At 66.7% G+C, this 26,103-nt stretch carries 22 protein-coding genes; 8 read left to right on the forward strand and 14 right to left on the reverse strand.

From position 1 onward, the window contains the following. Positions 1-101: 101 nt before the first annotated feature. Positions 102-905, reverse strand: coding sequence for an ABC transporter permease (locus RCAP_RS00880; protein WP_013065915.1), 804 nt, complete (start codon positions 903-905; stop codon positions 102-104). 217 nt (positions 906-1,122) lie between these two features. Between RCAP_RS00880 and RCAP_RS00885 the strand changes: the two genes are divergently transcribed. The 3 genes from RCAP_RS00885 to RCAP_RS00895 all read left to right on the forward strand — a co-directional run bounded on the left by RCAP_RS00885 (position 1,123) and on the right by RCAP_RS00895 (position 4,122). Beyond that, the gene (locus RCAP_RS00885) at positions 1,123-2,217 is read left to right on the forward strand and encodes a sugar transporter (protein WP_238530213.1); all 1,095 of its coding nucleotides are present in this window, start codon (positions 1,123-1,125) and stop codon (positions 2,215-2,217) included. Between the two features lie 4 nt (positions 2,218-2,221). Next, positions 2,222-2,905 carry an ABC transporter ATP-binding protein gene (locus tag RCAP_RS00890; protein WP_013065917.1) on the forward strand — a complete coding sequence of 228 codons (684 nt, stop codon included), beginning with the start codon at positions 2,222-2,224 and terminating at the stop codon, positions 2,903-2,905. A 101-nt stretch (positions 2,906-3,006) separates the two neighbouring features. Continuing rightward, positions 3,007-4,122, forward strand: coding sequence for a DUF2793 domain-containing protein (locus tag RCAP_RS00895; protein ID WP_013065918.1), 1,116 nt, complete (start codon positions 3,007-3,009; stop codon positions 4,120-4,122). Here RCAP_RS00895 and RCAP_RS00900 read toward each other — a convergent pair. The 7 genes from RCAP_RS00900 to RCAP_RS18235 form a co-directional block, all read right to left on the reverse strand. Further along, complete coding sequence (locus RCAP_RS00900) at positions 4,119-5,039, reverse strand: glycosyltransferase (RefSeq protein WP_013065919.1); 921 nt, start codon at positions 5,037-5,039, stop codon at positions 4,119-4,121. The genes RCAP_RS00895 and RCAP_RS00900 overlap by 4 nt on opposite strands. A gap of 7 nt (positions 5,040-5,046) precedes the next feature. Then, a complete protein-coding gene (rfbA, locus tag RCAP_RS00905; RefSeq protein WP_013065920.1) occupies positions 5,047-5,922 on the reverse strand; it encodes a glucose-1-phosphate thymidylyltransferase RfbA in 876 nt (291 codons plus the stop codon). 1 nt (position 5,923) lies between these two features. Then, the gene (rfbD, locus tag RCAP_RS00910) at positions 5,924-6,772 is read right to left on the reverse strand and encodes a dTDP-4-dehydrorhamnose reductase (RefSeq protein WP_013065921.1); all 849 of its coding nucleotides are present in this window, start codon (positions 6,770-6,772) and stop codon (positions 5,924-5,926) included. A gap of 2 nt (positions 6,773-6,774) precedes the next feature. Continuing rightward, positions 6,775-7,452 (reverse strand): hypothetical protein, encoded by a 678-nt coding sequence (locus RCAP_RS00915; RefSeq protein WP_013065922.1) that lies wholly within the window; start codon positions 7,450-7,452, stop codon positions 6,775-6,777. After that, positions 7,449-8,498 (reverse strand): dTDP-glucose 4,6-dehydratase, encoded by a 1,050-nt coding sequence (gene rfbB, locus RCAP_RS00920; protein ID WP_031320771.1) that lies wholly within the window; start codon positions 8,496-8,498, stop codon positions 7,449-7,451. The genes RCAP_RS00915 and rfbB overlap by 4 nt, the downstream gene beginning before the upstream one ends. Before the next feature lie 88 nt (positions 8,499-8,586). Beyond that, complete coding sequence (gene rfbC, locus RCAP_RS00925) at positions 8,587-9,150, reverse strand: dTDP-4-dehydrorhamnose 3,5-epimerase (protein WP_013065924.1); 564 nt, start codon at positions 9,148-9,150, stop codon at positions 8,587-8,589. Positions 9,151-9,234: 84 nt separating this feature from the next. Then, entirely contained in the window at positions 9,235-11,874 is a 2,640-nt protein-coding gene (locus RCAP_RS18235) for a calcium-binding protein (RefSeq protein WP_013065925.1), read from the reverse strand. A 208-nt stretch (positions 11,875-12,082) separates the two neighbouring features. Between RCAP_RS18235 and ilvA the strand changes: the two genes are divergently transcribed. Further along, a complete protein-coding gene (gene ilvA / locus RCAP_RS00935; RefSeq protein WP_013065926.1) occupies positions 12,083-13,330 on the forward strand; it encodes a threonine ammonia-lyase IlvA in 1,248 nt (415 codons plus the stop codon). A gap of 3 nt (positions 13,331-13,333) precedes the next feature. On the opposite strand, the gene RCAP_RS00940 is transcribed toward ilvA, so the two are convergent. Beyond that, positions 13,334-13,663: an Hpt domain-containing protein gene (locus RCAP_RS00940; RefSeq protein WP_013065927.1), complete on the reverse strand. Its 330-nt coding sequence runs from the start codon at positions 13,661-13,663 to the stop codon at positions 13,334-13,336. A 206-nt stretch (positions 13,664-13,869) separates the two neighbouring features. Between RCAP_RS00940 and RCAP_RS00945 the strand changes: the two genes are divergently transcribed. Further along, complete coding sequence (locus tag RCAP_RS00945; RefSeq protein ID WP_013065928.1) at positions 13,870-15,099, forward strand: PP2C family protein-serine/threonine phosphatase; 1,230 nt, start codon at positions 13,870-13,872, stop codon at positions 15,097-15,099. On the opposite strand, the gene RCAP_RS00950 is transcribed toward RCAP_RS00945, so the two are convergent. The 5 genes from RCAP_RS00950 to RCAP_RS00970 all read right to left on the reverse strand — a co-directional run bounded on the left by RCAP_RS00950 (position 15,096) and on the right by RCAP_RS00970 (position 23,231). Next, positions 15,096-16,268 carry an HlyD family type I secretion periplasmic adaptor subunit gene (locus tag RCAP_RS00950; RefSeq protein ID WP_013065929.1) on the reverse strand — a complete coding sequence of 391 codons (1,173 nt, stop codon included), beginning with the start codon at positions 16,266-16,268 and terminating at the stop codon, positions 15,096-15,098. The genes RCAP_RS00945 and RCAP_RS00950 overlap by 4 nt on opposite strands. Continuing rightward, positions 16,265-18,505 carry an ATP-binding cassette domain-containing protein gene (locus RCAP_RS00955; protein ID WP_037090944.1) on the reverse strand — a complete coding sequence of 747 codons (2,241 nt, stop codon included), beginning with the start codon at positions 18,503-18,505 and terminating at the stop codon, positions 16,265-16,267. Before RCAP_RS00955 ends, RCAP_RS00950 begins: the two co-directional genes overlap by 4 nt. A 26-nt stretch (positions 18,506-18,531) precedes the next feature. Next, positions 18,532-19,872 carry a TolC family protein gene (locus RCAP_RS00960; protein ID WP_013065931.1) on the reverse strand — a complete coding sequence of 447 codons (1,341 nt, stop codon included), beginning with the start codon at positions 19,870-19,872 and terminating at the stop codon, positions 18,532-18,534. A 10-nt stretch (positions 19,873-19,882) separates the two neighbouring features. Beyond that, positions 19,883-22,594 carry an Ig-like domain-containing protein gene (locus tag RCAP_RS19120; protein ID WP_050759919.1) on the reverse strand — a complete coding sequence of 904 codons (2,712 nt, stop codon included), beginning with the start codon at positions 22,592-22,594 and terminating at the stop codon, positions 19,883-19,885. Between the two features lie 193 nt (positions 22,595-22,787). Next, positions 22,788-23,231, reverse strand: a complete 444-nt coding sequence (locus RCAP_RS00970; RefSeq protein WP_013065933.1) for an NUDIX domain-containing protein — start codon at positions 23,229-23,231, stop codon at positions 22,788-22,790. Positions 23,232-23,324: 93 nt separating this feature from the next. On the opposite strand from RCAP_RS00970, the gene hslO reads away from it, so the two are divergent. From hslO to RCAP_RS00985, 3 genes are read left to right on the forward strand one after another with little or no spacing between them, the layout of a single operon-like run. Continuing rightward, positions 23,325-24,338: an Hsp33 family molecular chaperone HslO gene (gene hslO, locus RCAP_RS00975; protein ID WP_013065934.1), complete on the forward strand. Its 1,014-nt coding sequence runs from the start codon at positions 23,325-23,327 to the stop codon at positions 24,336-24,338. Further along, positions 24,331-24,924, forward strand: a complete 594-nt coding sequence (locus RCAP_RS00980; RefSeq protein WP_013065935.1) for an NUDIX hydrolase — start codon at positions 24,331-24,333, stop codon at positions 24,922-24,924. The genes hslO and RCAP_RS00980 overlap by 8 nt, the downstream gene beginning before the upstream one ends. After that, positions 24,921-26,075: a CCA tRNA nucleotidyltransferase gene (locus RCAP_RS00985; protein ID WP_013065936.1), complete on the forward strand. Its 1,155-nt coding sequence runs from the start codon at positions 24,921-24,923 to the stop codon at positions 26,073-26,075. Before RCAP_RS00980 ends, RCAP_RS00985 begins: the two co-directional genes overlap by 4 nt. The last annotated feature ends 28 nt before the right edge of the window (positions 26,076-26,103 follow it).

Here is a 26,103-nt window from a genome sequence, read left to right on the forward strand (position 1 = left end):
GGCCACTGTGTCCGGCTGGAAATCGGGTGTAACGGGACCGGGCACGCCGTCAAGTCTGTTTGCGTCATCCCAGCGCCGTTCCGCGCTGCTTGCCCTGAGTTTCAGCGTTCCGAGAGGATTTTGCGGTGGTGGCGATGCAGCAGCAGCATTCCCAGCGCGCCGATCAGCAGCGACACCCCGTAAACATAGGCTTCGGACACGTAAACCGCGTCATAGGTGTCATAAATGCCCTTGCGCATCATCATCACGACATGGGTCGGCGGCACCAGCAGGCTGATGATCCGCACCGGCTCGGGCATCTGGTCGATCAGGAACAGCACCCCCGCCACAAGGAACATCGGCCGGTTCAGCACCGCCCAGACCATCTGCCAGGCCGGAAAGGTGCTCATCAGATAGCAGTTCAGCAGCCCGACCGCGGTGCCCAGTGCGATCAGCATCCCCCAGGCGCGGCCAAGCGCCGGGAAATTCAGGTTGATCTGGCTGTGCTGCGTCGCGATGGCGACGGCGATGACGATGGCGAAGACCTGCAGCTGCGTCAGCGTCGTCAGGATCAGCCGCGCCGCGATCGCGTCGATGTAGGTCACGCTCGGATAGGCCAGCAGCGCCTTGGAAAAGCGGATCGACATCGCGACGTTGATCGAAATCGCGTTATAGGCGGTCAGGGTCAGATATCCGCTGGCGTAGAACAGGATGAAGCTTTGCCCCAGCGGCGGCTTGTGCACGATCATCGAGAACACCACCGAAAGCAGCGCGATCGCCGCCACAGGTTCCGCGACGGTCCAGAAATAGCCGCCGATGGACTTGCCGTAGGTCGTCGTCATCTCGCGCAGGATCAGCGCGAAGACGGCGCGGGCGCCGATCAGCCTGCTCCGGTTGGTCCGGACGGAAACGGCGGCTTTTGCCATGGAAACGGGCCTCCGAGAGGGGGTTCAGCACGTGTTCCCTAGTGCTTTTTCGCTTGCAATGCGAGGGACAAATAACCATGAGTTGCCTCACCTCGATGGCGCGACGGGAGTAAGGGCGATTAACAAGCAGCTGTCGGAAGCGGCCGATGCCGCGGTCAAACGGGCACCGAAGCCGATCCCCAATCCTGCCGCGGCCCGGCCGCGGTTCCGGCACAAGGTGCTTTTTTCCAGCTTCGTGCTCGGGGTTGTCGCCCCGACCGTTCTGGCCGTCGTCTATCTGTATCTGATCGCCGCCGACCAATATGCCTCGAAGGTGGGCTTCACCGTCCATTCCGAAGACATGAGTTCCGCCGGCGCGCTGCTGGGCGGGCTGTCGATGCTGACGCAAAGCAGCTCCTCGGATGCCGAGGTGATCTACGAATTCATCCAGAGCCGCACCCTGGTCGAGCGGATCAACCGCAAGATCGATCTGGCGCAGGTGTTTTCGCGTCCCGCCTTCGATCCGGTCTTCACCTATGACACCGACGGCACGATCGAGGATCTGGTCGATTACTGGCAGCGGATGGTGCGGATTTCCTATGCCTCGAACAGCGGCCTGATCGAGGTCGAGACCCGCGCCTTCAGCCGCGAGGATGCGCTGGCGATCGCCCGCGAGATCGTCGCGGAATCGACCGCGGTGATCAACGAGATGTCGGCGATCGCCCGCGAGGATGCCACCCGCTACGCGCGCGAGGAACTGGCCGTGGCGATCGAGCGGCTGAAACAGGCCCGCGAGGAACGCACCCGGTTCCGCTCCAAGACCCGGCTGATCGATCCGGCGGCGGATGTGCAGGGGCAGATGGGGCTGATGACCTCGCTCGAGCAGCAGCTGGCACAGGCCTATATCGACCTGAACCTGACGCTGGAAACCTCGTCGGGCGACGATCCGCGGGTGTCGCAGTCGCGCCGCCGCATCGATGTGATCCAGACCCTGATCGAACAGGAAAAAAGCAAGTTCGGCATGGGGGATACGGAAAACCCCGATGTGGAATCGAGCGAGGATTACCCGACGCTGATGGCCGAATACGAACGGCTGAGCGTCGATGTCGAATATGCCAATTCGGCCTATCTGGCGGCGATGGCCTCGCTTGATTCGGCCAAGGCCGAGGCGCAGCGGCAAAGCCGCTATCTGGCCAGCTACACCACGCCCTCGATGGCCGAGGCCTCGACCTATCCGCAACGCGGTCTGATTGCCGGGCTGACGGCGGTGTTCCTGACGCTGGCCTGGTCGATCTGCGTGCTGATCTTCTACAGTCTGCGCGACAGGCGCTGAGCCGATGATCGAGCTGCGGAACCTGAACAAGACCTTCCGGCTGAACGGGGTGTCGAAGACAGTGGCGCGCGACATCAACTTCGTCTTTCCGACGGGCGAGGCGGTGGCGCTTTTGGGCGGCAACGGCGCGGGCAAATCCACCATGCTCAGCATGATCGCGGGCACGGTCGAGCCGGACAGCGGCGAAGTGCTTTCGGACGGGTCGGTGTCCTGGCCGATCGGCTTTGCGGGCAGCTTTCACGGCGATCTGACCGGGGCGCAGAACGTGCGCTTCATCGCCCGCGTCTATGGCATCGACACCGACGAGGCGATCCGGTTCTGCCGCGACTTCGCCGATCTGGGGCAGCATTTCCACCTGCCGACGCGGACCTATTCCTCGGGGATGCGGTCCCGGCTGGCCTTTGCCATGTCGATGGCCGTGCCCTTCGACACCTATCTGATCGACGAGGTGATGTCGGTCGGCGACAGCTCGTTCAAGGCGAAGTGCCAATCCTTCATGCAGGAACGGCTGAAGACCTCAAGCGCGATCATCGTCTCGCACCAGTTCGGGGAACTCAAGCGGCTTTGCGCCTCGGGGGTCTATCTGGAGGGCGGGCAGCTTTATTACTACCCCGAGGTCGGCCAGGCGATCGAGCATTACCAGAAGGCGATGCAGCGCAATGCCGCCCGCACGCCCGGCGGCGTCTGAGGGCCGTTGCGGATCCGCCCCCCCGGGCGTGCGCCGGTCTGCGGGCATCTTAACCCTCTCGCGGGAAATCTGGGGCGGTTCATCACCCGCGGAGATCACCCATGGCCGACCAAACCCCGCTGCTGGGGCTGCCCCTCATCCTGCCGTCGCAGGCGCAAAAGCACGTCACCCACAACGAGGCGCTGAGCCTGCTCGATGCGATCGTGCAGCTGGCCGTGCTGGACCGGGTGCGGACGGCGCCGCCCGCCTCGCCGCAGACCGGCGACCGCCACATCGTCGCCCCCGGCGGGGCGGCGGCCTGGACCGGGCAGGACGGGGCGGTGGCGCTTTGGACCGGCAGCGGCTGGCTGTTTGCGCAGCCGCAGCCGGGCTGGACGGCGCGGGATCTGTCGGACGGGGCGCTTTTGATTTTCGACGGCAGCCTCTGGGGGCCCGCTCCGGTCGCGACCGACAACCTGCCCGGGCTGGGCATCAACACCACGCATGACACCACGAACCGGCTTGCCGTCCAGGCCGCGGCGACGCTGCTCAGCCATGCGGGCGCGGGCCATCAGCTGAAGATCAACAAGGCCCTGCCCACCGATACCGCAAGCCTGCTGTTCCAGACCTCCTGGTCGGGCCGGGCCGAGATGGGCACGACGGGCAGCGACAGTTTCGCGATCAAGGTCAGCGCCGATGGCACGGCCTGGAAGACGGCGTTCAGCTTTGCCGGGGCGACGGGGCTTGCCTCGGGTCTCGCTGTGCAGCAATCGCGGACCGATGTCACGGCGGGGCGGTTGATGCGGGCGGATTGGGGCTACGGGCCGGGCAATCTGCTCGGCACGGTGGCACAAAGCGCGGGCGTGCCGACGGGGGCGGTGCTGGAACGCGGCACGACGGCGAACGGCGAATACATCCGCTTTGCCGACGGCACGCAGATCTGTTTCGCGCAGCGCCCGCTCGGGTCGATCATCGCGCAGGGCGCGGGGTCCTTTGCCGCGCCCTACCGGACCGCCGATGTCAGCTGGACCTATCCCAAGGTGTTTTCGGCCGCGCCGGTGGTGACCTGCCGCGGCGTGGCGCCGGTCGGGCTGACCCAGGACCGGCGTCTTTGCGCGGGCGGCGTCGGCGATCTGGACGCCACGGCGGCGACGGGCATTCATGTCGTGCGGCTGGGCGGCGCGGCCAATGCCGATGTGTTCAAGGCCGATCTGATCGCCATCGGCCCCTGGGTCTAAAGCCGCCGCAGCAGCGCCCCGGCATAAAGCGACAGCTGCCCGCGCAGGCCTTGCCGGTAAAATCCCGCGCGGCGGATCGCGGCCAGGCTTTGCAGCGGCGGCAGGCTGCGGGCGCGTTCAAAGGCCGCCAGAAGGGCGCGGTTTTCCGGCGTCAGCAGATCCTCGATCGCCCGCAGCGCGGCGATGTTGCGTTTGCACCAGTCGGAAAACCGCCCCGTCACCAGCATATGCGCCCGGACCAGCGTTGCCAGCGCGCCGCGGTTCGCGCCGATCACGTTGCTCTCGTGCTGACGATACAGCAGATGCGGCGTGTCGTCGAAGATCACCCGGCCGCCGATGCCGGTGATCACCTGATAGATCCACCAGTCATGGATCACCGTATCGGTGGTGCGCAGCGCGGCGGCGCGGATCGCCTCGGCCCCGGCGCGGTTGAGCACCATCGTATTGCCGCCCGCGATGTTCTGCACCAGCGCATGCGCAAAGGCGGCGGGTCGGGGCGCGCCGCGCGACAGCCGATGCCCGGTCAGATCCTCGTTCACCTCGAAGGACCGGCCGCAATACATCGCGGGCTGATCCGTCGGCCCCTGCGCCAGCGCCGCCGCCGCCACCTGCAGCTTTTCGGGCAGCCAGACATCGTCCTGATCGGAAATCGCCCGCAGATCGGTTTCGACCGGCAGCCGCAGCAGCGACAGGAAATTCTGCGCCGCCCCGGCCCGCGGCCCGGCCAGCAATGTCACGGCGATCCCGGGATGGGCGGCGGCCCAGCCCGACAGCACCTCCACCGTCGCATCGGTCGAGCCGTCGTCGCTGACGATCAGCCTTGCGGGCACAAGGCTTTGCGCGGCGAAACTGTCCAGCTGCGGCACCAGCCGCGCCGCGCCGTTCCAGGTCGCCATCAGGATCGTGACCGAGGCCACCGCCGCCTTACCCTTCCAGCAGCTTGCGCAGGTAATCGCCGTAATCGTTCTTGCCAAAGAGCTTCGCCCGGGCGCGCAGGCCCTCGGCATCGATCCAGCCACGTTCAAAGGCGATCTCGTCCGGGCTGCCGGTCTGCAGGCCCTGCCGTTTTTCCAGCGTGCGGACGAAATTGCCCGCATCCAGCAGGCTGCCATGCGTGCCGGTGTCCAGCCAGGCATAGCCGCGGCCCATCGGACAGACGCGCAGGCTGCCCTCGGCCAGATACATTTCCAGCAGCGTGACGATTTCCAGCTCGCCCCGTGCCGAGGGGGTGACCTTGCGGGCGCGTTCGGGGGCGCTGCCATCAAGGAAATAAAGCCCTGTCACCGCGAAATTCGACGGCGGCACCGGCGGTTTCTCGATGATCGCGCGGACCTTGCCCTCGGTGTCGAAATCCACCACGCCATAGCGCTCCGGATCGGCGACGCGATAGCCGAAGACGGTTCCGCCGGTCGCATGGGCATCGGCCTCGGCCAGCAGCGCCGAAAGCCCGTGGCCGAAAAAGATGTTGTCGCCCAGCACCATCGCCGAGGGGGCGCCGTCCAGAAACTCCTCGGCCAGAAGATAGGCCTGCGCCAGCCCGTCGGGCGAGGGCTGCGCGATATAGGTCAGGCTGAGACCCCATTGCGAGCCGTCGCCCAAGGTGCGCTTGAACTGCTCCTGATCGATCGGCGTGGTGATGATCGCGATCTCGCGGATGCCCGCGAGCATCAGCACCGAGAGCGGATAATAGACCATCGGCTTGTCATAGATCGGCAGAAGCTGCTTCGAGACGCCGATGGTGATCGGGTAAAGCCGCGTGCCCGAGCCCCCGGCCAGAATGATGCCCTTGCGTGTCGTCATGTCAAATCTCCAGTTCTTTCAAAACCTTGGAAAGACCCGCCTGCCAGTCGGGCGCGGCGATGCCGAAATCGCGGGCCAGCGCCGCGCAGTCCATCCGGCTGTTGAGCGGGCGCAGCGCGGGGGTCGGATAGGCCGCGGTCGGAATGCCCGTCACCGCCACCTTGCGCCCCGCAAGCGCAAAGATCTCGCGGGCGAAATCGGCCCAGCTGACCCAGGGGCTTGCCGCCGAAATGATAGGTGCCGCCGGGCTTGTCCGGCGGCCATCTTCCGCGCCATCAACGATCAGCGCCGCCGCGATATCGGCCGCGGGCGTCGGACCGCCGATCTGGTCCTCGACCACGTTCAGCGCGTCGCGGCTCTCGCTCAGCCGCAGCATGGTTTTCACGAAATTCGCCCCATGCGCGGAAAACACCCAGGAGGTGCGCAGGATCGCCGCAGCGCCCCCCGCCGCCCGGACGCCCTGTTCCCCGGCCAGCTTGCTGCGGCCATAGGCATTTTGCGGCGCCACCGGATCGGTCTCGACCCAGGGCGCGCTGCCCGCGCCGGAAAAGACGTAATCGGTCGAGACATGCAGGAAGGGGATGCCCCGGGCGGCACAGGCCCGCGCCATCGCCGCGGGGGCCGCGCCGTTCACCACCGTCGCCGCGGCTTCCTCGGTCTCGGCCTTGTCCACCGCGGTCCAGGCGGCGGCATTGATCACCGCCTCGGCGTCGCTGTCCCGGATCGCGGCCGCGCAGGCTTCGGGATCGGCAAGATCGGCCTGCTCGCGTCCCAGAAACCGGGCCTGTGGCAGCTGGCGTTGCAATTCTGTCGCGACCTGACCCGTCCGACCAAACACGAGAACCTTCATTTTCAGCCCCTGACCCGAGTGTTGATACGCAAGTCGAGCCCGTCGAACAGGCCCGGTTGACCGATCGCCCGCGCGAAGGCGGGCAGGATGTCGCCCTCTTCGGCGCAGATCCGGTCGTAATCCAGCACCACCGGCGTGCCGATCCCCTGCCAGAAGGCCAGGATCGCCGCGGAGTCGTAATACCAGGCACCATCGGTGCTTTGATCGTCGGGCAGCGCCTTCTGGGCTTCCCAGCACCCGGTCTTGCGCAGCTGATCGGCGCGCGCGGCCCGCCAGTCGTCCGGATTGCGCAGCGTGATCAGCGGCACGATCCGCGCGAAGGTCGGGGCCAGCGCGGATTTCAGCGCAAAGGCTTCAAGCGGCGTGCGCAGCAGGCAGAATTCCTCGCTGCTGATGACCATCTCCGGGGCGGTTCCGCGCGCGGCCGCGATCTTTGCGGGAACCGCGGCAAGCCGGGCCAGATCGGGCAGCGGATCGCCATAGGACATCCGCGGCGTCGAGCGGATCTCGGGGCGCAGGAAGGTGTTGGCCAGGGTCCAGGCATTCGCTTCGGGAAAAACCGCAACCCCCGCCGCCCGCAGACGGGCGGCCGAAAGTTTCAGCGCCCGCTGGATCGATGTCGTCCCGGTCTTGTGGGTGCCGACATGCAGCCAGAGCGTGCCCGTTCCCGCCTGGTTCACCCCTTGACCCCCAGTCGCTGGCCGACGCCCTCGCGGTTCTGCAGCGCCCGCCACCAGCTTTCGTTGGCCAGATACCAGTCGACGGTGCGTTCCAGCCCCTCTTCGACGGTGACCGAGGGCCGCCAGCCCAGTTCGGTGCGGATCCGCGTCGGATCGATCGCATAACGGGCGTCATGGCCGGGGCGGTCGGTGACGAAGGTGATCTGATCGGCATAGCTGCCCGAGGCCTTCGGCCGCTTGCGGTCGAGGATCTCGCAGAGCGTACGGACCAGCTCAAGGTTGGTGCGCTCGTTCTCGCCGCCGATGTTGTAGCTGCGCCCGACCGCGCCCTTTTCGACCACGGTCAGAAGCGCATCGGCGTGATCCTCGACATAAAGCCAGTCGCGGATGTTCGAGCCGTCGCCATAGATCGGCAGCGCCTTGCCCGCCAGCGCGTTCAGGATGATCACCGGGATCAGCTTTTCCGGGAAATGGAACGGCCCGTAATTGTTCGAGCAATTGGTCAGCAGCACCGGCAGGCCATAGGTCTCGTGCCAGGCGCGGACCAGATGATCCGAGCCCGCCTTCGAGGCCGAATAGGGGCTGCGCGGATCATAGGGCGTGTCCTCGGTGAACTTGACCTGCGGATCATGCGGCAGGGACCCGAAGACCTCGTCGGTGGAGATGTGATGGAAGCGGAAGGTCCCGGGACGGCCGCGGCCTTCCCAATGCTGCCGGGCGGCCTGCAGCATCTGATAGGTGCCCATCACATTCGTCTCGATGAAGACGCCCGGCCCGTCGATCGAGCGGTCGACATGGCTTTCGGCGGCCAGATGCATCACCGCATCGGGCTGATGGCGGTCCAGAATGGCCAGGATGGCGGCGCCGTCGCGGATGTCGGCCTGCTCGAAGGCATAAAGCGGCGAGCCGGCGACCGAGGCCACGTTGTCCAGACAGGCGGCATAGGTCAGGGCATCGACATTGACCACCGCATGACCGCGCGCGATCGCCAGACGCACCACCGCGGAGCCGATGAACCCTGCCCCCCCGGTCACGAGAATCTTCATGGCAAATTCCATTTCTTCTGGTTTGAAACAGGCTTACTTGCGCAGATTGCAAAGGACAACCGGCCTTTGCAATCCTGTCGGTCTCGGCTCAGCCCTGCCAGCTGAAAGCGCTGTCGAAATCGGCGATCCGGCCCGCGACCGCATCCTTGGCCGACAGAACCGGCTCCAGATCGCCCATGCCCCAGTCGATGCCGATGTCGGGGTCGTTCCAGATCAGCGCGCCCTCGGTTTCCGGGTGATAATAGTCCGAGCATTTGTAGATGATCTCGGTTTCCGGCGCGCGGGTGACGAAGCCATGCGCGAAGCCCTTGGGCACCAGAAGCTGGCGGCCGTTTTCAAAGCTCAGCTCGGCGCCGAACCACTGCCCGTAGGTGGGCGAGCCCTTGCGGATGTCGACCGCGACATCAAAGAGGCAGCCCTTGCCGCAGCGCACCAGCTTGTCCTGGGCATGCGGCGGGTTCTGGAAATGCAGGCCGCGGATCGTGCCCACGGTCATCGACAGCGAATGGTTGTCCTGCACGAAAACGGTGTCGATCCCGTGCTCGGCCAAAGCCTTGGCCGAATAGCTTTCGGAAAAGAAGCCCCGGTGATCGCCGAAGCGGCGGGGGGTGATCAGCTTGACACCGGCAAGCGGCGTGTCTTCGACGAACATCGCGGTCCTCGTTGCAACAGGGGTTCCGCGTCTCCTTAACAATTGCTTGCGACAAAGTCACCCGGCCTGTCGCAAGCGCTGCCCTCAGACCAGCAGGTAATGCGTTTCGGCGCCGATCTGGATCGCCAGCCGCTGCAGGCTTTCGGCATCGACCACCGTCCAGACCGCGGCGCCGGTGGGGCGATAGATGATCTGCACGTCGCGCGCCTCGGCACTGCCGCCCAGATCGACCCAGCGCAGCCCGAAATCGCTGATCCGCGCCGAGCCATTGTTGAAGACCAGCCGGTCTTCGGCGGAATAATCCGAGATCCAGTCGGTGCCCGCGCCCAGGCTGCCGTCATGCAGGAAGGCATCCTTGCCCGCCCCGCCGGTCATCAGGTCGTTGCCGCCTTCGCCGAACAGCCAGTCGTCGCCGTCGCCGCCATCGAGCAGATCGGCCCCGCTGCCGCCGCGCAGCGTGTCGTTGTGGCTGCCGCCGCGCAGGGTGTCGGCCCCGGCCCCGCCCGAGAGCGCGTCATTGCCGCCGCCGCCTGACAGGCTGTCGGCCAGATCCTCGGGCGTGCCGGTTTCCGATCCGCCGTAAAGCGTGTCGTTGCCCGCGCCGCCCAGAAGCGTGTCGGCGCCTGCGCCGCCGCTCAGCACATTGAGACCGGCCCCGCCCTCGATCCGGTCGTTGCCCGCATCGCCGCGCAGCGTGTCGTTGCCCGCATCGCCCAAAAGCGTGTCATTGCCCGCGCCGCCGCCAAGGACATCCTCGCCCTCGCCGCCCGAAAGCAGATCGTCGTCGCCGCCGCTGTTCAGAACATCATTGCCCGCCCCGCCCAGCAGCGTGTCCCGGCCGATATCGCCCAAAAGCGTGTCGTTGCCGCCATTGCCGACCAGGGAATCGGCGCCCGCCGCGCCGTTGAGCACGTCGAAATCCTCGCCGCCGGTCAGCGTGTCATTGCCCGTGCCGCCGTTCATCCGGTTCGCGCCCTCGCCGCCGATCAGGGAATCGTCGCCGTCATTGCCGGCGATCGTGTCATTGCCGCGGTCGCCGAAGATCACGTCATTGCCGCCACCGCCCTGGATCATGTCGCTCGACTCGAGGCCGCGGATCGTGTCGGCCCGGTTGCTGCCGATCAGGGTATCGCGGCCGATCGTGCCCGAGAGCCCGCCGCCAAGACTGTCGGCCACGATCCGTTCGCCCCGCACCTCGCCCAGCACCAGCAGCCGGTCGGGCAGGCCGAAGCTCAGCCCGGACCAGAGGTCGCTCAGCGCCAGCGGCCGTCCGGTCGCCGAGACGATCTCGATCTCGGTGCCGCCAAAGGACAGCAGCAGGCCGCGGTCGGTGGGGGTCGCGATCAGCTGCGCGGTCGATCGCAGCATCGGCAGCCCGCCCAGATCGATGCGGTCGCCGGGGCTGTAATCCATCACGTAATGCCGGGTTTCGGAACTGCGGATCACGAAAGTGTCGTTGCCCGCGCCGCCGAACATCACCGTGCTGCCCGGGCCCGAGACCAGCACATCCTCGCCCGCGAGGCCCATCAGCGTGTCCCGGCCGGTGGTGTTCGCCACCAGCAGATCATCCAGCGCCGAACCGTCGCGGCGCAGGCTGCCGCTGGCGGCGCCGGTCACCGTCACGCCCAGCGCGGCCAGATCGATGCGCAACAGGCTCAGCCCGGGTTCGGCCCCCGAGGCGACGAAGATCCGCAACTCGGTGCCGACGACGGCCATCGCCACCGAAGTGACGTCCTGCAGGCCAAGCCCCGGGCCCTGTTCTAGCGTCTGCAGATGCACCAGCCGCCCGTCGGGCAACAGCGTGAACAGGGTCAGCCCGTCATCGCCGCCCCCGGCCAGCACGAAGACCCGGCCCTGCACGACGACCGCTTCCAGCGCGGTGATCGTGCCGAAGCGGCTGTCGAGCGTGTCGAGCAGGTGATCGGTCGGGCGCAGGCTGCCGGTCGCGGTCAGTTCCATCACCGAGATCGTGCCGCTGCCCGCGGCGCCCAGCAGCACGAAGGTCTTGCCGAAAGCGGTGACCGTGGTCATCACGGTGGGGTCGTTCACGCCGAGCCCGTTCGAGGCCCCCAGCACGCCGACCTGCACCAGCGCCCCGTTGGCGCCGACGCGATAGCTGGCCACGCCGTCAAAGCCGCAATCGGCGCGCAGCAGGAAGTCCTGTCCGGCCACCGAGACCATCTCGAGCAGCACCTGCCCGAGGATGAGGCCGCCCGCCGGGCTGGCGGTGGCCGAGACCCAGCGCGGGATGCCGTCGGCGTCGATCGCATAGCCGTTCAACGCGCCGCTGATCGCATCGGCGACATAGATCATGTCGGCCCCGCCGGCAAGTTCCGCGGTCAGCAGCCCGTTCTGCAGCCAGGGGCTGCGGGCATCGTCCAGCCGGATCGTCGTCTGCCGCCCCAGATCCCCGGCGGTCGCGCTGTTCGAGCTGAGCAGATCGCCGCCCTGGGTGACGCCGAAGATGACCCGCGTGTAGCCGTTGAAGGTCGCCCAGGACAGATCCAGTGTCGCCATCCCGGTCAGGCTGCCGGGGAAGTAGAAACTGTCGGCGACCGTCGGCACGGCCTGTGCCCCGATCTGCCAGGCCAGAATGCCGCCATTGCTGCCGGTCATGCTGTAAAGGAAGGTGCCCGAAGCCGTCGCGACGATTTCGAGCCGTTCGATATTCGTGTCGAGCAGGGCGAAGCCGGACTCGACTCGTCTGGTGAAAGCAATCCGCATCGCACACCCCCAAGATGAGCAGGGGCAGGCTCTGCCGTTCCGTCGTCCCGGCAGTGTCGCGGTTGCGGCGAAAATGTGACTCTTGGACGCAATTTTGCGCAAATCGCCAATCTGGAAACGGTTCGTTTCGGCGCCAGCCCTGGCCGGTCCGGGGGCAATCCTGTCGCTCGGCGCTTGCCAAAGCCCGAAGGACGGGTCTAATCGAACCATGACCCAATTTGCCCTTGCCGCCCTTGCCGCCACCCGCGCCCTGCGCACGCTCTTCGAGCCGACGCCTTTGCAGCGCAACGAGTTCCTGTCCAAACGCTACGAGGCCGAGATCTGGCTCAAGCGCGAGGATCTGACGCCGGTGCGCAGCTACAAGCTGCGCGGCGCCTTTACCGCGATGCGCAAGCTGCTGGAGCTGACCCCCGAGGCGCGGCAGTTCGTCTGTGCCAGCGCGGGCAACCATGCGCAGGGCGTGGCCTTTGCCTGCCGTCATTTCGGCGTGCGGGGGACGATCTTCATGCCGGTGACGACGCCGCAGCAAAAGATCGACAAGACCCGCACCTTTGGCGGCGACGCGGTCGAGATCGTGCTGACCGGCGATTATTTCGACCAGACGCTGGCGGCCTCGCAGAAATTCTGCGCCGAGGCGGGGGCGCATTTCCTCTCGCCCTTCGATGACGAGAACGTGATCGAGGGTCAGGCCTCGGTGGGGGTCGAGATCCTGGATCAGCTGGGCCGGGCGCCCGATCTGGTCATCCTGCCGGTGGGCGGCGGCGGTCTGGCGGCGGGGGTGACGGGCTATCTGCGCGCGACGGCGCCGCAGACCGGCTATCGCTTCGTCGAGCCCCTGGGCGGGGCCAGCCTGACCGCGGCGGTCAAGGCGGGGGCGCCGGTGACGCTCAAGCAGGTGAACAGTTTTGTCGATGGCGCGGCGGTGGCGCGGATCGGGGCCCTGCCGCTTGCGGCGCTGGACTGGGTGACCCCCGGAGAGATCCTGCTGGCGCCCGAGGACCGGATCTGTCTGACGATGCTGGAAATGCTGAACCACGAGGGGATCGTGCTGGAACCGGCCGGGGCGCTGTCGCTGAACGTGCTGCCGGAACTGGCCGAACAGATCCGCGGCAAGACCGTCGTCTGCGTGACCTCGGGCGGGAATTTCGATTTCGAGCGGCTGCCCGAGGTCAAGGAACGGGCGCAGCGCTATTCCGGGCTGAAGAAATACTTCATCCTGCGGATGCCGCAGCGGCCGGGGGCGCTGCGCGAATTCCTGTCGATGCTGGGCCCCGAGGATGACATCGCGCGGTTCGAATATCTGAAGAAATCCGCCCGCAACTTCGGCTCGGTGCTGATCGGCATCGAGACGAAGCAGGCGGGCGCTTTCGATGCGCTGACGCAGAAACTGGATGCCGCGGGCTTTGATTACCGCGACATCACCGACGATTCCGCGATCGCCGAATTCCTGATCTGAGCCTCAGGCGGCGGACAGGAATTCGTCGACCCGGCCCATGAAGATCTCCTTCGAGCGGCCGTAACAGTCGAGCACGGCGGGAATGTCCACCGTCGCTGCATTGCCCGCGGCGCAGCGGCGTTCGCCGTCCTGACAGATCGCGCCGAAGTCGCGAAAGCCCAGATTCCAGGCCGAGCCCTTGAGGAAATGCAGCTCGTCCCCCAGCTTGTCCGGCTTGCGGCCCAGATTCATCACCACGCTCTCGACCTCGTCGAGAAACAGTTCGAGCACTTCGGCGAACCCTTCGGCGCCGATTTCGGATCGCAACTCGGCGACCCGTTCCCAATCGATCATAGTTCCCTCCACAGAGCCCTTTTCTCACCACAGCCAAAGGCTACGGGCCATTTCTTGCGGAAGCTTTAACCTCCGATCAGGATTACGGCGATTCACCTGTTCTTAAGGTCGATCGCGCAGAGTGCGGGCTGCGCAGTTCCGGTGAGCCCGTGACAGATCCCATTTCAGACCGTTCAGATCCGACCTCAACTTCCGAGCCTGCCCCCGTGCCGCGCCGGGTTCTGGTCGTGGACGACAGCAAGATGCAGCGTCGCATCCTGTCCGCGCTGCTCTCGCGGTCGGGCTACGAGGTGCTGGAGGCGGGCACGGCGGAAGAGGCTTTGGACATCTGCGGCCGGATCGAGCCCGATTTCGTGCTCTCCGACTGGATGATGCCCGGCATGTCGGGGATCGAATTCTGCCAGCAGTTCCGCGCCATGCCGCGCGAGGGTTACGGCTATTTCATCCTTCTGACCTCGAAGACGGAAAAGCATGACGTGGCCGAGGGGCTGCAAAGCGGCGCCGATGATTTTCTGGCCAAGCCGGTGAATGGCGACGAGCTGCGGGCCCGGCTGATGGCGGGCGAGCGCATCCTCACCATGGAACATGCGATGAAGGAGAAGAACCGGCAGCTTTCCCTTGCGCTGGGCGAGTTGCAGTCGCTTTACGATTCGATCAACCGCGATCTGGTCGAGGCCTGCAAGCTGCAGCAATCTCTGGTCAAGGAACGCCACCGCAGCTTCGGCAATGCGCAGGTGTCGCTGACGCTGCGGCCCTCGGGCCATGTCGGCGGCGATCTGGTGGGCTTCTTTCCGATCAACATCCGCCGTGTCGGGCTTTATGGCATCGACGTCTCGGGGCATGGCATCACCTCGGCGCTGATGACGGCGCGGCTGGCGGGCTATCTGTCGGGCACCTCGCCCGAGCAGAACATCGCCCTGATCCAGACCGAATTCGGCTTTTACGACGGCCGTGATCCGGCCGATCTGGCCGCCTATCTGAACACGCTCGTGCTCGAGGAAATGCAGACCGACAGCTATTTCACCCTGATCTATGCCGATGTCGACCTGATTTCCGGCAAGGTCGCACTGGTGCAGGCGGGCCATCCGCATCCGGCGGTGCTGCGCGCCGATGGGTCGGTGGAATTTCTGGGCGACGGCGGCCTGCCCGTCGGGCTGATCGAGGGGGCGAGCTACGAAACCGTCACCACCCGGCTTGCGCCAGGGGACCGGCTGTTCCTTGGTTCCGACGGCATCACCGAGGCGGAACCGCCGCGTCGGCCGCAGATCGGCGAGGAGGGGCTTGCCATGCTGCTCAAGCGGCTGAACCTGCTGCGCGGCCCGGCCTTTCTGGATGCGCTTTACTGGGAATTGCAGCGCATGACCTCGGACAACCTGGCCGACGATGTCTCGGCGGTGCTCTTTGAATTCAACGGCGCCAAGGAAAACGTCGGTTAAGGCTCGCGCAGCGCCTCGCGCGATTTGTAAAGCGGCTTGAGCAGATATTGCAGCACGGTCTTTTCGCCGGTGTAAAGCTCCACCGTCGCCTGCATCCCCGGCCGGATTTCAAGACGGCGCTGCCGTTCGGTCAGCCGCGCCAGATCGACCCGCAGCGTGACCTTGTAATAGGGCTCGGCATCGGGCTTCTGTTCGTCCTTGAACGTGTCGGCCGAAACGAAATGCACCGCGCCCTGCAGGCTGCCGTAAATCGTGTAATCATAAGCCGACAGCTTGATCGTCGCCGCCTGACCCAGCTTCACGTTGGCGATGTCCTTTGGCGCGATCCGGGCGTCGATGAACAGTTCCTCGTCCAGCGGAATGATCTCCAGAATCTCCTCGCCCGGCCGCACGACGCCGCCGATCGTCGTCACCGACAGCTTGTTGACGATCCCGTGCATCGGCGAGGTCAGCGTGGTCCGCGTCAGCTGGTCTTCCGACAGTTTCAGCTGCTGGCGCAAGGTGCCCAGCTTTTCCAGCGTTTCGGAATAATCCGAGGCGCGGTCCAGCTCCGCCTTGGTGGTGATGTCGTTCAGCTGCGCCTCGGCATCGGAATAGGCCTTGCGCGCCTTGGTCACCTCGATCAGCGGCGCCACATCGCGTTCGAACATCTTTTCCAGCATGTCCCGTTCCGCCTTGGCCTGTTTCAGGATCGCCGCCGCCCCCTTCTTGCGCGAGGCATAATCGCTCAGCCGCGCCAGCAGCAGCGCGCTTTCCGATTTCACGATCTCGGGGACCAGCCGATCCTGTTCCTCGCTCGGCACGAATTCGTCCAGCCCGTTCATCTCGGCCTCGAGCCGCAGCTGCCGGATTTCCAGCGCCGCGATCTGCGCCTTCAGATCATCGACCTGGGTCCGGTACGAGGTCTCGTGCAGCCGCCCCAGCACCGTGCCGGGGGACACCTCGTCGCCCTCGGAGACATTCAGCTCCGCCAGAATCCCGCCTTCCAGGTTCTGGATGATCTGCGGCTTCGAGGAGGAGACGATCTCTCCGGGGCCGCGCACGATCTGGTCGATGCGGGCATAGGCGGACCAGACCAGAAAGGCCAGGATCGACAGGCCGATCAGCCAGATCGTCCAGCTCATCCGCCGCGCCGCCGTGGTCACCGCCGAAGGATCGACGGTGCTCATTTCGGCCCCCCCGCGGCCTTCGCCTTGGTCAGATGCGCCAGCACCGCATCGCGCGGGCCATCGACCGCCATCCGGCCGTTCTGCAAGATCAGCGTCCGCGCGGTCAGCGCCAGGATCGGCACCCGATGCGTCGCGATGATCGCCGTGCGCCCGTCCAGCCAGGTCTCCAGCCGGCTGACCAGCGTCGTTTCCAGCGTGGTGTCCAGCGCCGCGGTGGGTTCATCAAGGATCACCACCGTCGGATCCTGCAGCCAGAGCCGCGCCCAGCCGATCGACTGCCGCTGGCCCACCGAAAGCCCCTCGCCGCCGTCGCGGATCGGCAGATCAAGGCCCTTCGGATGGCCGCGCAGGAACGGCCCCAGCCCGGCAAAATCGAGCGCCCGGTAAAGCCTGTCCTCGTCGCGTTCCAGCTGCGTCAGGTTCAGGTTGTCGCGCAAGGTGCCGGAAAACAGCCGCACGTCCTGCGAAAGATACCCCACGGCCCGGCGCAGATCGCGCGGATGCAGCTGGCCCAGATCGACGCCATCCAGCAGGATCCGCCCGGCCGTCGGTTCGTAAACCCCCGCGAGCAGCTTCAGCAGCGTCGACTTGCCAGAGCCGTTCGAGCCCAGAATGGCGACCCTTTGTCCGGGCGGAATGCGCAGCGCAGCAATGTCCACCGTCGCCGAGGCCTCGGGGTCGTATTTGAACTCCAGCCCGCGCAGCTCGTATTCGCCCTCGATCCGTTCGGCGCGCAGATAGCTGCGGCTGGCGGCCTGCACCTGATCGGCCCCGGCGATTTCTTCAAGGCCCTGCAGCGCCGCCTTCACATTGGCCCAGCGCGCCATCGTTCCCGCCAGCTGCGTCAGCGGCGCCAGCGTGCGCGAGGTCAGAAGCCCGATGGCGATGATCGCGCCCACGGTGAATTCGCCCTCGAAGACCATGTAGGCGCCGACCATCACCGCGGTCACATAGGTCGCCTGCTGCATCATCTGCGCCCAGTAGGTCAGGGCCGAGGCGAGCTTGCGGCTTTCCGAGGATTTCACCGCCGAAAGCGTCGTCAGCTCTTCCCAGACCCGCTTGAACCGGTCGGCGCCGCGCTGGGTGGCGACGGTTTCATGTTCATAGATCGCCTCGTGCAGAAGCTTCGCCGCCCGGGCCGAGGCACCCTGCGTCGATTGCGTGATCTTCATCATCTTGCCCTGCAGCAGGAAGCCGGGCACCACCATCAGGATGGCGCCCGCCAGCAGCACCCAGACCAGATTGCCGCCGATCGAGGCGACAAGGGCCAGAAAGATGAAGATGAAGGGGATGTCGGCGATCGTGCCGATGGTCGAGGCGGTAAAGAACTCCCGCACCGAGGAAAATTCCCGCATCGCGGAAAACAGCTGGCTGGGCGAGCGCCGCCCGGGCGCCGCCTTCATCCCCAGAAGCCGGTCCATCAGCAGGCCCTGCACCGTCAGCTCGATCTTGCGACCGGCCAGATCCATCAGCCCCGAGCGCGCCAGTTTCAGCGCCATTTCCAGCACCAGCGCCAGCAGCGCGCCCAGCGCCAGCACCCAGAGCGTCGCCTCGGACTTGTGCGGAATGACGCGGTCATAGACCTGCATCGAGAACATCGAGACCGCGACGGCCAGGATATTGGCAAACAGCGAGCCCAGAGCCACTTCGACAAAGGCGCGGCGCTGCGCCTTGAAGGCACCCCAGAACCAGTGTTCGGGCGCGGTGTCGGGGGCGTGGCGGCTTTCCAGCTGGCGCAGCGAGGTGCGGGCGCGGATGATCCGGCCCGAAAAGAACGGCGCGAATTCGGCCAGAGCCACCTCGGCGCGCTGATCGGGGCAGGTCTTGTCATAAACGAACAGCAGCTCGGCTTCCTGCTTGATCACCAGCACGAGCTGCCCCGAGGTCATCTGCGCCAGCGCCGGCCATTGCCCGGGCGAGAGCCGGGCGATCTGCTCGACCGTGGCGGTCATCCCCGCCACCCGCAGCACCGCGGCGATATGTTCGGGCTGAACCTCATCCGCCTCGGCGCCGGTGACCGCGGCGGTGGCCTCGCCGACGGCCAGAAGCATCTGTTCCAGAATGTCGGCGGCGGGCACCTGCGCGCCCAGAAGCGCGGCATAGGCCGAGGCCAGTTCCGCCCGCGCCCGCGCCCGTCCGGGGGCCTTGGGCGCGCTGGGCGTGGCGGGCACGGCTTTGGGCAAGACGCCATCGGACGCCCCGCTGACACGGGCCGCATTCAGATCGAAGGCTATCACCCGGTCTGCCAAGCTTCCGCACCGTTTCAGATATTTCTGCCGTCCACCAATATCCCGTGTTTGCGCGCGATTTCCAGCTTTATCAGCGCGATGTCATACTTCAGCCCGGCCTGCGCATGGGCCATCTGCGCATGGCTTTCATACATGCTCACGAGATCCATCAGCGACCGCCGCCCCATCTTGTATTGCTCGGTGAACATCTCCAGCCCGGCGGCGGTCTCCGCCACCACCGCGCCGTCGCGGGCCTCGCGCGCTTCCAGCGCGGCGATCTTGGCGCGCAGCGCCGCCACGTCCTGCGCCTCGGTCTGTTCGGTCCGCGCCACCCGGGCCGCGGCGGCCTCGCGCGTGGCCTCGACCGCTTCCAGCTGCGCTTTCGTGCCGAAGCCCAGCATCTGGTCGATGCCGAGCGTCAGGCCGATGTCGCTGTCGCCGCTGCCGGTGCGGGCCTCGGCGCCCAGCTTCGGCAGATGACCGGCGCGGTTGATCCGCGCCTCGGCCTCGGCCCGTTCCGCCTCGGCGCGCGATTTCGTCACCGAAAGCGCCCCGGGCAGGGGCTCGGGCAGGGCCAGGTCGTTCATCCCGGCAAGCCCGTCGAGCGGCGCCGAGGTCATCGCGCGCAGCTGCGCCATCGCCGCCGCCGCCGTGTCGCGATCGGCCTGCGCCGTCGCCTGCATCTCGGAGAGCTTTTGCGCCAGCACCCGGGCCTCGGTGCCATCCGACAGCCCGCCTTCGACGCGGATCTGCATGATCTCGTTGAAATCGCCCAGTTTCGCCACCGAACGATCCGCCACCGCCGCCTGTTCGCGCGCCTTCAGCGCATTGACATAGGCCTTCAGCCCCTCGGCCACGGTGTCGTTCATCTCGGCCGAAAGCGAGACCGCCGCCACTTCGACATCGGCCGCCGCCGCCTCGCGCTCGGCCCGTTTCGCGCCATTGTCCCACAGGGTCTGGTTGATCAGCAGCTCGGCCGCCAGATCGCCCAGCCGCGTCAGGCTGAGGCTGGGCCCGATCCGCGGCAGCCAGTTCTTCGAGGTCGCCTGCGCCGTCAGCCGCGCCACCCGCAGCTCCGCCTTGGCAGAGCCCTTGGCATCGCGCAGCACCGCCTCGGCCACCTGCGCATAGGGGCCCGACCCGGGCAGCACCGACACCCGGCCCGCCAGCTCGGCGATGATCGCCGAGGTGTCGACCGTCGTTCCGGACTTGCCCGCGACCAGCGTGGCCGTCGCAGGAGAGAAGGCCGAGCGGCCGGTGGGGAAGGGGGTCCCCTCCATACAGCCGCTCGCCATCATCGCAATCAGTGCCGCCGCCGACATCCGGGCCACGGGGAGGGCCCGGAAAAGCGGCGCGAAGCTGCCGTTCCGGGTCATCGGGGCACCGTCAGATCGTGACGTTGGTGATCGAGTCGTCGATCAGGATGCGGTGTCCCTCGTCTCCCAGCGTGTAGATGCTGTAGCTGTGCCCGTCGATCGACGCCGTCGCGCCGGTGTCGGTGGCGCCCAGCGCGGTGACCCGGTCGTTGGCATCGCCGCGCACGATCAGGTCATTGTCGCCGCCGGTCAGCGATTGCAGCTGCTCGGCGGTGATCGTCAGATCGACCGAGGCGTGATGCAGGTCGATCGAGCCGAAGTCGAACCGGCTCAGCCCGCTGTTGTCCAGATCCATCGTCACGCTGCCGTTCGGGCTGACGACCAGCAGGGTCGACATCTCGTTTCCGGCGGTATCGCTGTCGGTGACGACAAGGAACTGCCCATCCGGCACCCGGTTGAACGAATAGTATTCGTCCTCGCTCGGCGTGCTCATCGGCTCGCTGTCGCGCATCAGGGTGACGGTGCCATCCGCCGCGACGGTTTCGATCACGTAGTGATCTCCCTCGCTGACATCGGCGTAAAGGCCGCGGGTGCCGTTGCCGTTATTGGTGACATCGCCGATCACCGGCGCATCCGGCGTCACCAGATCATAGCTGAAGCTGCCCGAGGTCGTCGCGGTGTTCTGCGCCGCATCGGTGGCCACGGCCGTGTAGCTCATCGCGCCCGAGCCGCCCGGCAGGTCGGCCGCGGTGAAAACCGCGGTCCAGGTCCCGTCGCCCTGGGCGGTGACGGTGCGGACGGCGCCGTTTTCCAGCGTCACCGCGACCGTCGCCCCGGGTTCGACCGTGCCCGAGATCGCAAAGCCCGTCTGCGCCTCGGACCGGTTCACCACGTTGTCGTTCGTCACCGTGCTGAAGGCATGGAAGTTGCGCACCAGCGGATCGACATCGATCAGACTGGTCTGGGTCGCGGTGTTGCCATAGGGATCGGTGGCGTTCACCGTCAGCTGCAGGTTGTTCGTCTCGGTCGTCGGCAGGTCCGAGGCCGGGATCTGCGCCGACCAGCTGCCGTCCGAATTCACCGAGGCGAGGACGATCCGGCCCGAGGCCAGCTGCACGGTGACGACCGATCCGGCCTCGACGGTGCCCTCGATCAGAAGTCCTCCCGCGGCCTCGGCGCCGTTCACCACGCCGTCGGTGCCGGGGGTGTCGGTCCAGTGCGACAGCGGCGAGACTTCGGTGTCGACATCGATCAGATGCGTCTGCGTCGCGGTATTGCCCGCAAGGTCGGTCGCGGTGACCGTGGCCTCGCCGGTATAGGTGCCCGCAGCATATTCGCCCGCGCTGAAGGCGGCGCTCCAGCGGCCCTGCGCATCGGCGGTCACGCTGCGCGAGCCGGTGCCGAACTGCACCAGCACCGTGGCCCCGGCCTCGGCCGTGCCGGTCAGCACCAGATCGCCCGCGGCGCGTTCGGCCTGGTTCACCAGATCATCCCCGCCCGCCAGATTGGCATCGAAGCGGACACTGGTTTCGGTATCCACCGCCAGCGTGTCGGTCAGGGTGGTGACGTTGCCGTGGATGTCGGTCGCGGTGACCAGCATGCCCTTGGTATAGGTGCCCTCCGGCAGGTCGGAGGTCGGGAAGGTCACGTTCCAGCCGCCGTCGCCGCCGACGGTGGTGGTCTGTTCATGGCCGTCGATGACGACACGGATCGTCGCCCCGGGCTCGCTGGTGCCGCGGATGGTGATGCCATCGGCATGTTCGCTGGCGTTTTCGATGTCGCCGGTCGATTGCGCGCCTTCGGTGATCGCCACCGGCGGACGGGTCATGTCGATCAGGTAATCGGGGCCGTCAAGATTGTAGACGGCGCCGCCGGGCGCGGTGACCACCACGCTCGAGGAATAATCGCCATCCGCCGGGAAGGTCGAGCCGGTGAAGGTCACCGACCAGGTGCCGCTGGCGCCGACGGTGGCCGTCATGGTTTCGCCGCCCAGCGTCACCACCACGGTCGAGCCGGTTTCGCCGGTGCCCGACACCGTCGCCGAGGCTTCGGTGTTGGTGGTCAGCGTCGCCGGATCGCGCTCATCGACGGTGGGCGTCGGATGCGTGGGCTCGGTCGGATCGGTCGGGTCCGTGGGATCGGTCGGGTCCGTGGGATCGGTCGGATCCGTGGGATCGGTCGGGTCCGTGGGATCGGTCGGATCCGTGGGATCGGTCGGGTCCGTAGGATCGGTCGGGTCCGTCGGGTCCGTGGGATCGGTCGGATCCGTGGGATCGGTCGGGTCCGTGGGGCTGGTGGGATCGGTCGGACCGCTGTCGCCGCCGCCGGACAGACCCAGGCCGGCCAGACCGGCCGCAGCCCAGCCCAGCGGGCCGAGTGCCAGCGCGGCCGGGGCAAAATTGGCCATGCCGGTGACATCATCCCCGGCCGGGCCCAGGACGTCATCGCCGTCCAGGAAGGCCAGCTGTTCGTTCGGGCTCCATTTCCCCATCACTTCGGGGGTGCCGTAATCGGCATAGATCACCCCGTTGCCGCCCTCTTCAAGCGCCACCGCGGTCAGTTCCCCGTCCGAAGAGATGTAAAGTTCGCCATGTGCGGGATAGAACCCGGACAAGGTGATGGTGCGCCCGTCGACCAGAATGATCTGGAGGTCGTCGCCGTCCCGCATATATTTCAGGATGCTGGTCTTGCTCAGGTTCAGCGAAATCTCGTCGCCAGCCCCAACCTGAACGAAATCGCTTGCGCCTTCTCCGGCGACAAAGCCACGGGAAATACCGCCCATAGTATCACGGACGGCAAAGTCGACAGACTTCACCATTATACTGCTCCGCCTCGAACATGACCCGGCTCTTTTGGCCGGCTTCTAACTGCTGTATTTCGAATACCTCAAAATTGACACAATGACTAGCGATAACTCAGACGGCCTGAACAGATTTGGCTTGCAGAAGCCCGTTATTGCTGTGTTTTCGCAACACTCAGCCCAGATTTCGCAGAACTTTCGCCATAAAGTGCCGGTCGCCGGAATTGCTCAGCGCGGCCAGCGCCTCGGCGCCCGACATCCAGAAGGCGGTATGGCCGGGTTCGCTCGGCGGGCCGCGGCGCAGCGCGGGCCGCGCCAGATAGATGTGGCAGACCTTTTCCGCCCAGCGGTCGTATTCCGGCATGTAGGTGAAGCGCCGATAGGCCCCCAGCCGCCGATGCCCGGTGATCGACCAGCCCGTCTCCTCGAACACCTCGCGGTTCAGCGCCGTCAGCGCGCCCTCGCCCGGATCGATGCCGCCGCCGGGCAGCTGGAATTCGGGCTTCGGCTCGGCCTGATGCGTCAGCAGGAAACGGTCGCCCCGCATCAGCACCGCATAGGCCCCCGGCCGCAGCCTGTAGCGCTGCCCCGCCACCACCTGTTCGCCAAACCGCCGCATTTTCGCACATCCTCTGTTGGGGGAACCGGTTGCCCCGCCTATATAGGCACGGTATGCCAGCCCAAGGGCTGCTCGAAAACCCCCGGGAACCAGATGACACCGCTTTCGCAAATCGCTTGGGACGATACCGTCCTGCCGTTCCAACTTGACCGCTCGGATGTGCGCGGCCGCATCGCCCGCCTGGATGGCGTGCTGGAAGACGTGCTGCGCCAGCACGATTACCCGGCCGTGGTCGAGGGGCTGGTGGCGGAGATCGCCCTGCTCACGGCGCTGATCGGGCAGACGATGAAACTGCGCTGGAAGCTCTCGCTGCAGGTGCGCGGCAAGGGGCCGATCCGGATTCTGGCCACCGATTATTACGCCCCCGAGACCGAGGGCGGCCCCGCCCGCATCCGCGCCTGGGCCAGTTTCGACCCGGCCCGGCTGGAGGAAGACGCCGATCCCTTCGGCCAGATCGGCGAGGGCTATCTGGCGGTGATGATCGATCAGGGCGAGGGGACGCTGCCCTATCAGGGCATGACGCCGCTCGCCGGTGGCGCGCTTTCGGCCTGTGCCGAGACCTATTTTGCCCAGTCCGAACAGCTGCCGACCCGGTTCCAGCTCGCCTATGGCCGCTCGACCGAGGCCGGTCAGGCCGAACGCTGGCGGGCCGGTGGCGTGATGCTGCAGATGATGCCCTCCTCGCCCATTGCCGCGCGCGAAGGCTCGGGCGAGGGCGGTCTGCTGCGCCATGCCGACATTCTGGCCGGGGCCGAGGACGAGAACTGGACCCGGGCCAATGTGCTGCTCGATACGGTCGAGACGATGGAGCTGATCGGCCCCTCGGTCGGGTTGACGAACCTGCTGGTGCGGCTCTTCAACGAGGAAGTGCCGCGGGTCTATGATCCGGTGCCGGTGCGGTTCGGCTGCACCTGCTCGGCCGATCGGGTGCGCACCAGCCTGTCGATCTATTCCGCCCGCGATCTGCGCCACATGACCACCGCCGAGGGCACGGTGACCGCCGATTGCCAGTTCTGCGGGGCGCATTACGTGTTCGATCCGCTGACGCTGGGCTTCGAGGCGGTGAAGAACCCCGATGGCAGCCCGAAAGAGGCGGCGGATGGCTGACGGCTTCGCGCCCCTCCTTGCCGCTCTGGCAAGGCCGGGGCGGCCGTCGTCGGATTTCGACCTGAACCCCGGGACGGTGCTGCCCGAGGGCCGCGTGCTGCGGCCTGCGGGGGTCCTGCTGGTCTTCGAAGAGACGCCCGCGGGGCTGCGGCTTTACCTGACCAAGCGCGCCTCGCATCTGCGCCACCATCCGGGGCAGATCGCCTTTCCGGGCGGCAAGGTCGAGCCGGGCGACGCGGGCCCGGTGGCGGCGGCGCTGCGCGAGGCCGAGGAGGAAATCGGCCTGCCGCGCGGCACTGTCGAGATCCTTGGCACGCTTGATCCGCATGAGACGGTGACGGGCTTTCTGGTCACCCCGGTTCTGGCGCGGCTGAGGGCGCCCTTCACCCCGCGCCCGGACCCGTCCGAGGTCGAGGCGGTCTTCACCATTCCCTTTTCGCATCTGGTTTCGGGCCGGTTCAGGGTCGAAAGCCGCCACTGGCGCGGCGGGATGCGGCGCTATTATGTGGCGCCCTTTGGCCCGCATTACATCTGGGGCGCCACCGCGCGGATGCTGCGGGCGCTGACCGACCGGATGGGCCGATGAAGATCACGGGCGACTGGCTGACGGCGGGCCATGTGCAAAAGGTGCTGGCGATGCTGTCGGACGGCGGGCATCAGGCGCTTCTGGTCGGCGGCTGCGTGCGCAATGCGGCTCTGTTCCAGCCGGTTTCCGATATCGACATCGCCACCGATGCGCCGCCCGAACGGGTGATGGCGCTGGCAAAAGCCGCCGGGCTGAAGCCGGTGCCGACGGGGATCGAGCATGGCACGGTGACGGTGGTCGCCGATCACGTCGGCCACGAGGTCACCACCTTTCGCCGCGATGTCGAGACCTTTGGCCGTCATGCCATCGTGGCCTTCTCGACCGATCTGCGCGAAGATGCGGCGCGGCGGGATTTCACCATGAACGCGCTTTATGCGCGGGCGGATGGCACCGTGATTGACCCGTTGGGTGAGGGGCTGGCCGATCTTTCCGCGCGGCGGCTGCGCTTTGTCGGCGATCCGGCGCAGCGTATCACCGAGGATTACCTGCGCATCCTGCGGTTCTTTCGCTTCACCGCCTGGTATGGCGACCCGGACCAGGGGATGGATGCCGAAGGTTTGGCCGCCTGCGCCGCGTTTTCAGCCGGAATAGAGACGCTTTCGCGCGAACGCATCGGCCATGAGATGCGCAAGCTGCTCTCTGCCCCCGATCCCGCCCCGGCCGTGGCGGCGATGGCGGCAAGCGGTGTGCTGGCGCAGGTTCTGCCCGGGGCCGAGGCGCGGTTTCTGGCGCCGCTCGTGCATCTGGAAGGCTCTGTTCCGGCCGATCCGCTGCGCCGTCTCGCCTGTCTGGGCGGCGAAGACCCTGCTGACCGGCTGCGGCTTTCGAAAGCCGAGGCCCGGCGGCTGGAGCGTCTGCGCGAGGCTTTGGGCGATCCGGGTTCCGACGCCGAACTGGGCTATCGTTACGGGGCCGAGACCGGCCGCGATGCGCTGCTGATCCGCTGCGCCTCTCTGGGGCAGGAAATTCCCGAATCCAGCCGGAACAGGGTCGCATTCGGTGCCGCGCAGCGCTTCCCCGTGACCGCCGCCGACCTGATGCCCAAGCATCAGGGACCGGCCCTTGGCGCGAAACTGAAGGAACTGGAACGCCGCTGGATCGCCTCTGGCTTCTCGCTTTCGCGTGAGGCGCTGCTGGGCACCGACGGCTGAGCTTTCCCTTTCGGGCGTGCCCGCTATA

The sequence above is a fragment of the Rhodobacter capsulatus SB 1003 genome (genome assembly GCF_000021865.1).
In the GTDB taxonomy this organism is placed as follows: domain Bacteria; phylum Pseudomonadota; class Alphaproteobacteria; order Rhodobacterales; family Rhodobacteraceae; genus Rhodobacter; species Rhodobacter capsulatus_B.

What these genes read in the sequence shown, in the direction of transcription:
- RCAP_RS00880 (WP_013065915.1), bottom strand. Translation starts at nt 905, where the DNA reads ATGGCAAAAGCCGCCGTTTCCGTCCGGACCAACCGGAGCAGGCTGATC.
- RCAP_RS00890 (WP_013065917.1), top strand. Translation starts at nt 2,222, where the DNA reads ATGATCGAGCTGCGGAACCTGAACAAGACCTTCCGGCTGAACGGGGTG.
- RCAP_RS00895 (WP_013065918.1), top strand. Translation starts at nt 3,007, where the DNA reads ATGGCCGACCAAACCCCGCTGCTGGGGCTGCCCCTCATCCTGCCGTCG.
- rfbA (WP_013065920.1), bottom strand. Translation starts at nt 5,922, where the DNA reads ATGACGACACGCAAGGGCATCATTCTGGCCGGGGGCTCGGGCACGCGG.
- rfbD (WP_013065921.1), bottom strand. Translation starts at nt 6,772, where the DNA reads ATGAAGGTTCTCGTGTTTGGTCGGACGGGTCAGGTCGCGACAGAATTG.
- rfbB (WP_031320771.1), bottom strand. Translation starts at nt 8,498, where the DNA reads ATGAAGATTCTCGTGACCGGGGGGGCAGGGTTCATCGGCTCCGCGGTG.
- rfbC (WP_013065924.1), bottom strand. Translation starts at nt 9,150, where the DNA reads ATGTTCGTCGAAGACACGCCGCTTGCCGGTGTCAAGCTGATCACCCCC.
- RCAP_RS18235 (WP_013065925.1), bottom strand. Translation starts at nt 11,874, where the DNA reads ATGCGGATTGCTTTCACCAGACGAGTCGAGTCCGGCTTCGCCCTGCTC.
- ilvA (WP_013065926.1), top strand. Translation starts at nt 12,083, where the DNA reads ATGACCCAATTTGCCCTTGCCGCCCTTGCCGCCACCCGCGCCCTGCGC.
- RCAP_RS00940 (WP_013065927.1), bottom strand. Translation starts at nt 13,663, where the DNA reads ATGATCGATTGGGAACGGGTCGCCGAGTTGCGATCCGAAATCGGCGCC.
- RCAP_RS00950 (WP_013065929.1), bottom strand. Translation starts at nt 16,268, where the DNA reads ATGAGCACCGTCGATCCTTCGGCGGTGACCACGGCGGCGCGGCGGATG.
- RCAP_RS00960 (WP_013065931.1), bottom strand. Translation starts at nt 19,872, where the DNA reads ATGACCCGGAACGGCAGCTTCGCGCCGCTTTTCCGGGCCCTCCCCGTG.
- RCAP_RS19120 (WP_050759919.1), bottom strand. Translation starts at nt 22,594, where the DNA reads ATGGGCGGTATTTCCCGTGGCTTTGTCGCCGGAGAAGGCGCAAGCGAT.
- RCAP_RS00970 (WP_013065933.1), bottom strand. Translation starts at nt 23,231, where the DNA reads ATGCGGCGGTTTGGCGAACAGGTGGTGGCGGGGCAGCGCTACAGGCTG.
- hslO (WP_013065934.1), top strand. Translation starts at nt 23,325, where the DNA reads ATGACACCGCTTTCGCAAATCGCTTGGGACGATACCGTCCTGCCGTTC.
- RCAP_RS00980 (WP_013065935.1), top strand. Translation starts at nt 24,331, where the DNA reads ATGGCTGACGGCTTCGCGCCCCTCCTTGCCGCTCTGGCAAGGCCGGGG.
- RCAP_RS00985 (WP_013065936.1), top strand. Translation starts at nt 24,921, where the DNA reads ATGAAGATCACGGGCGACTGGCTGACGGCGGGCCATGTGCAAAAGGTG.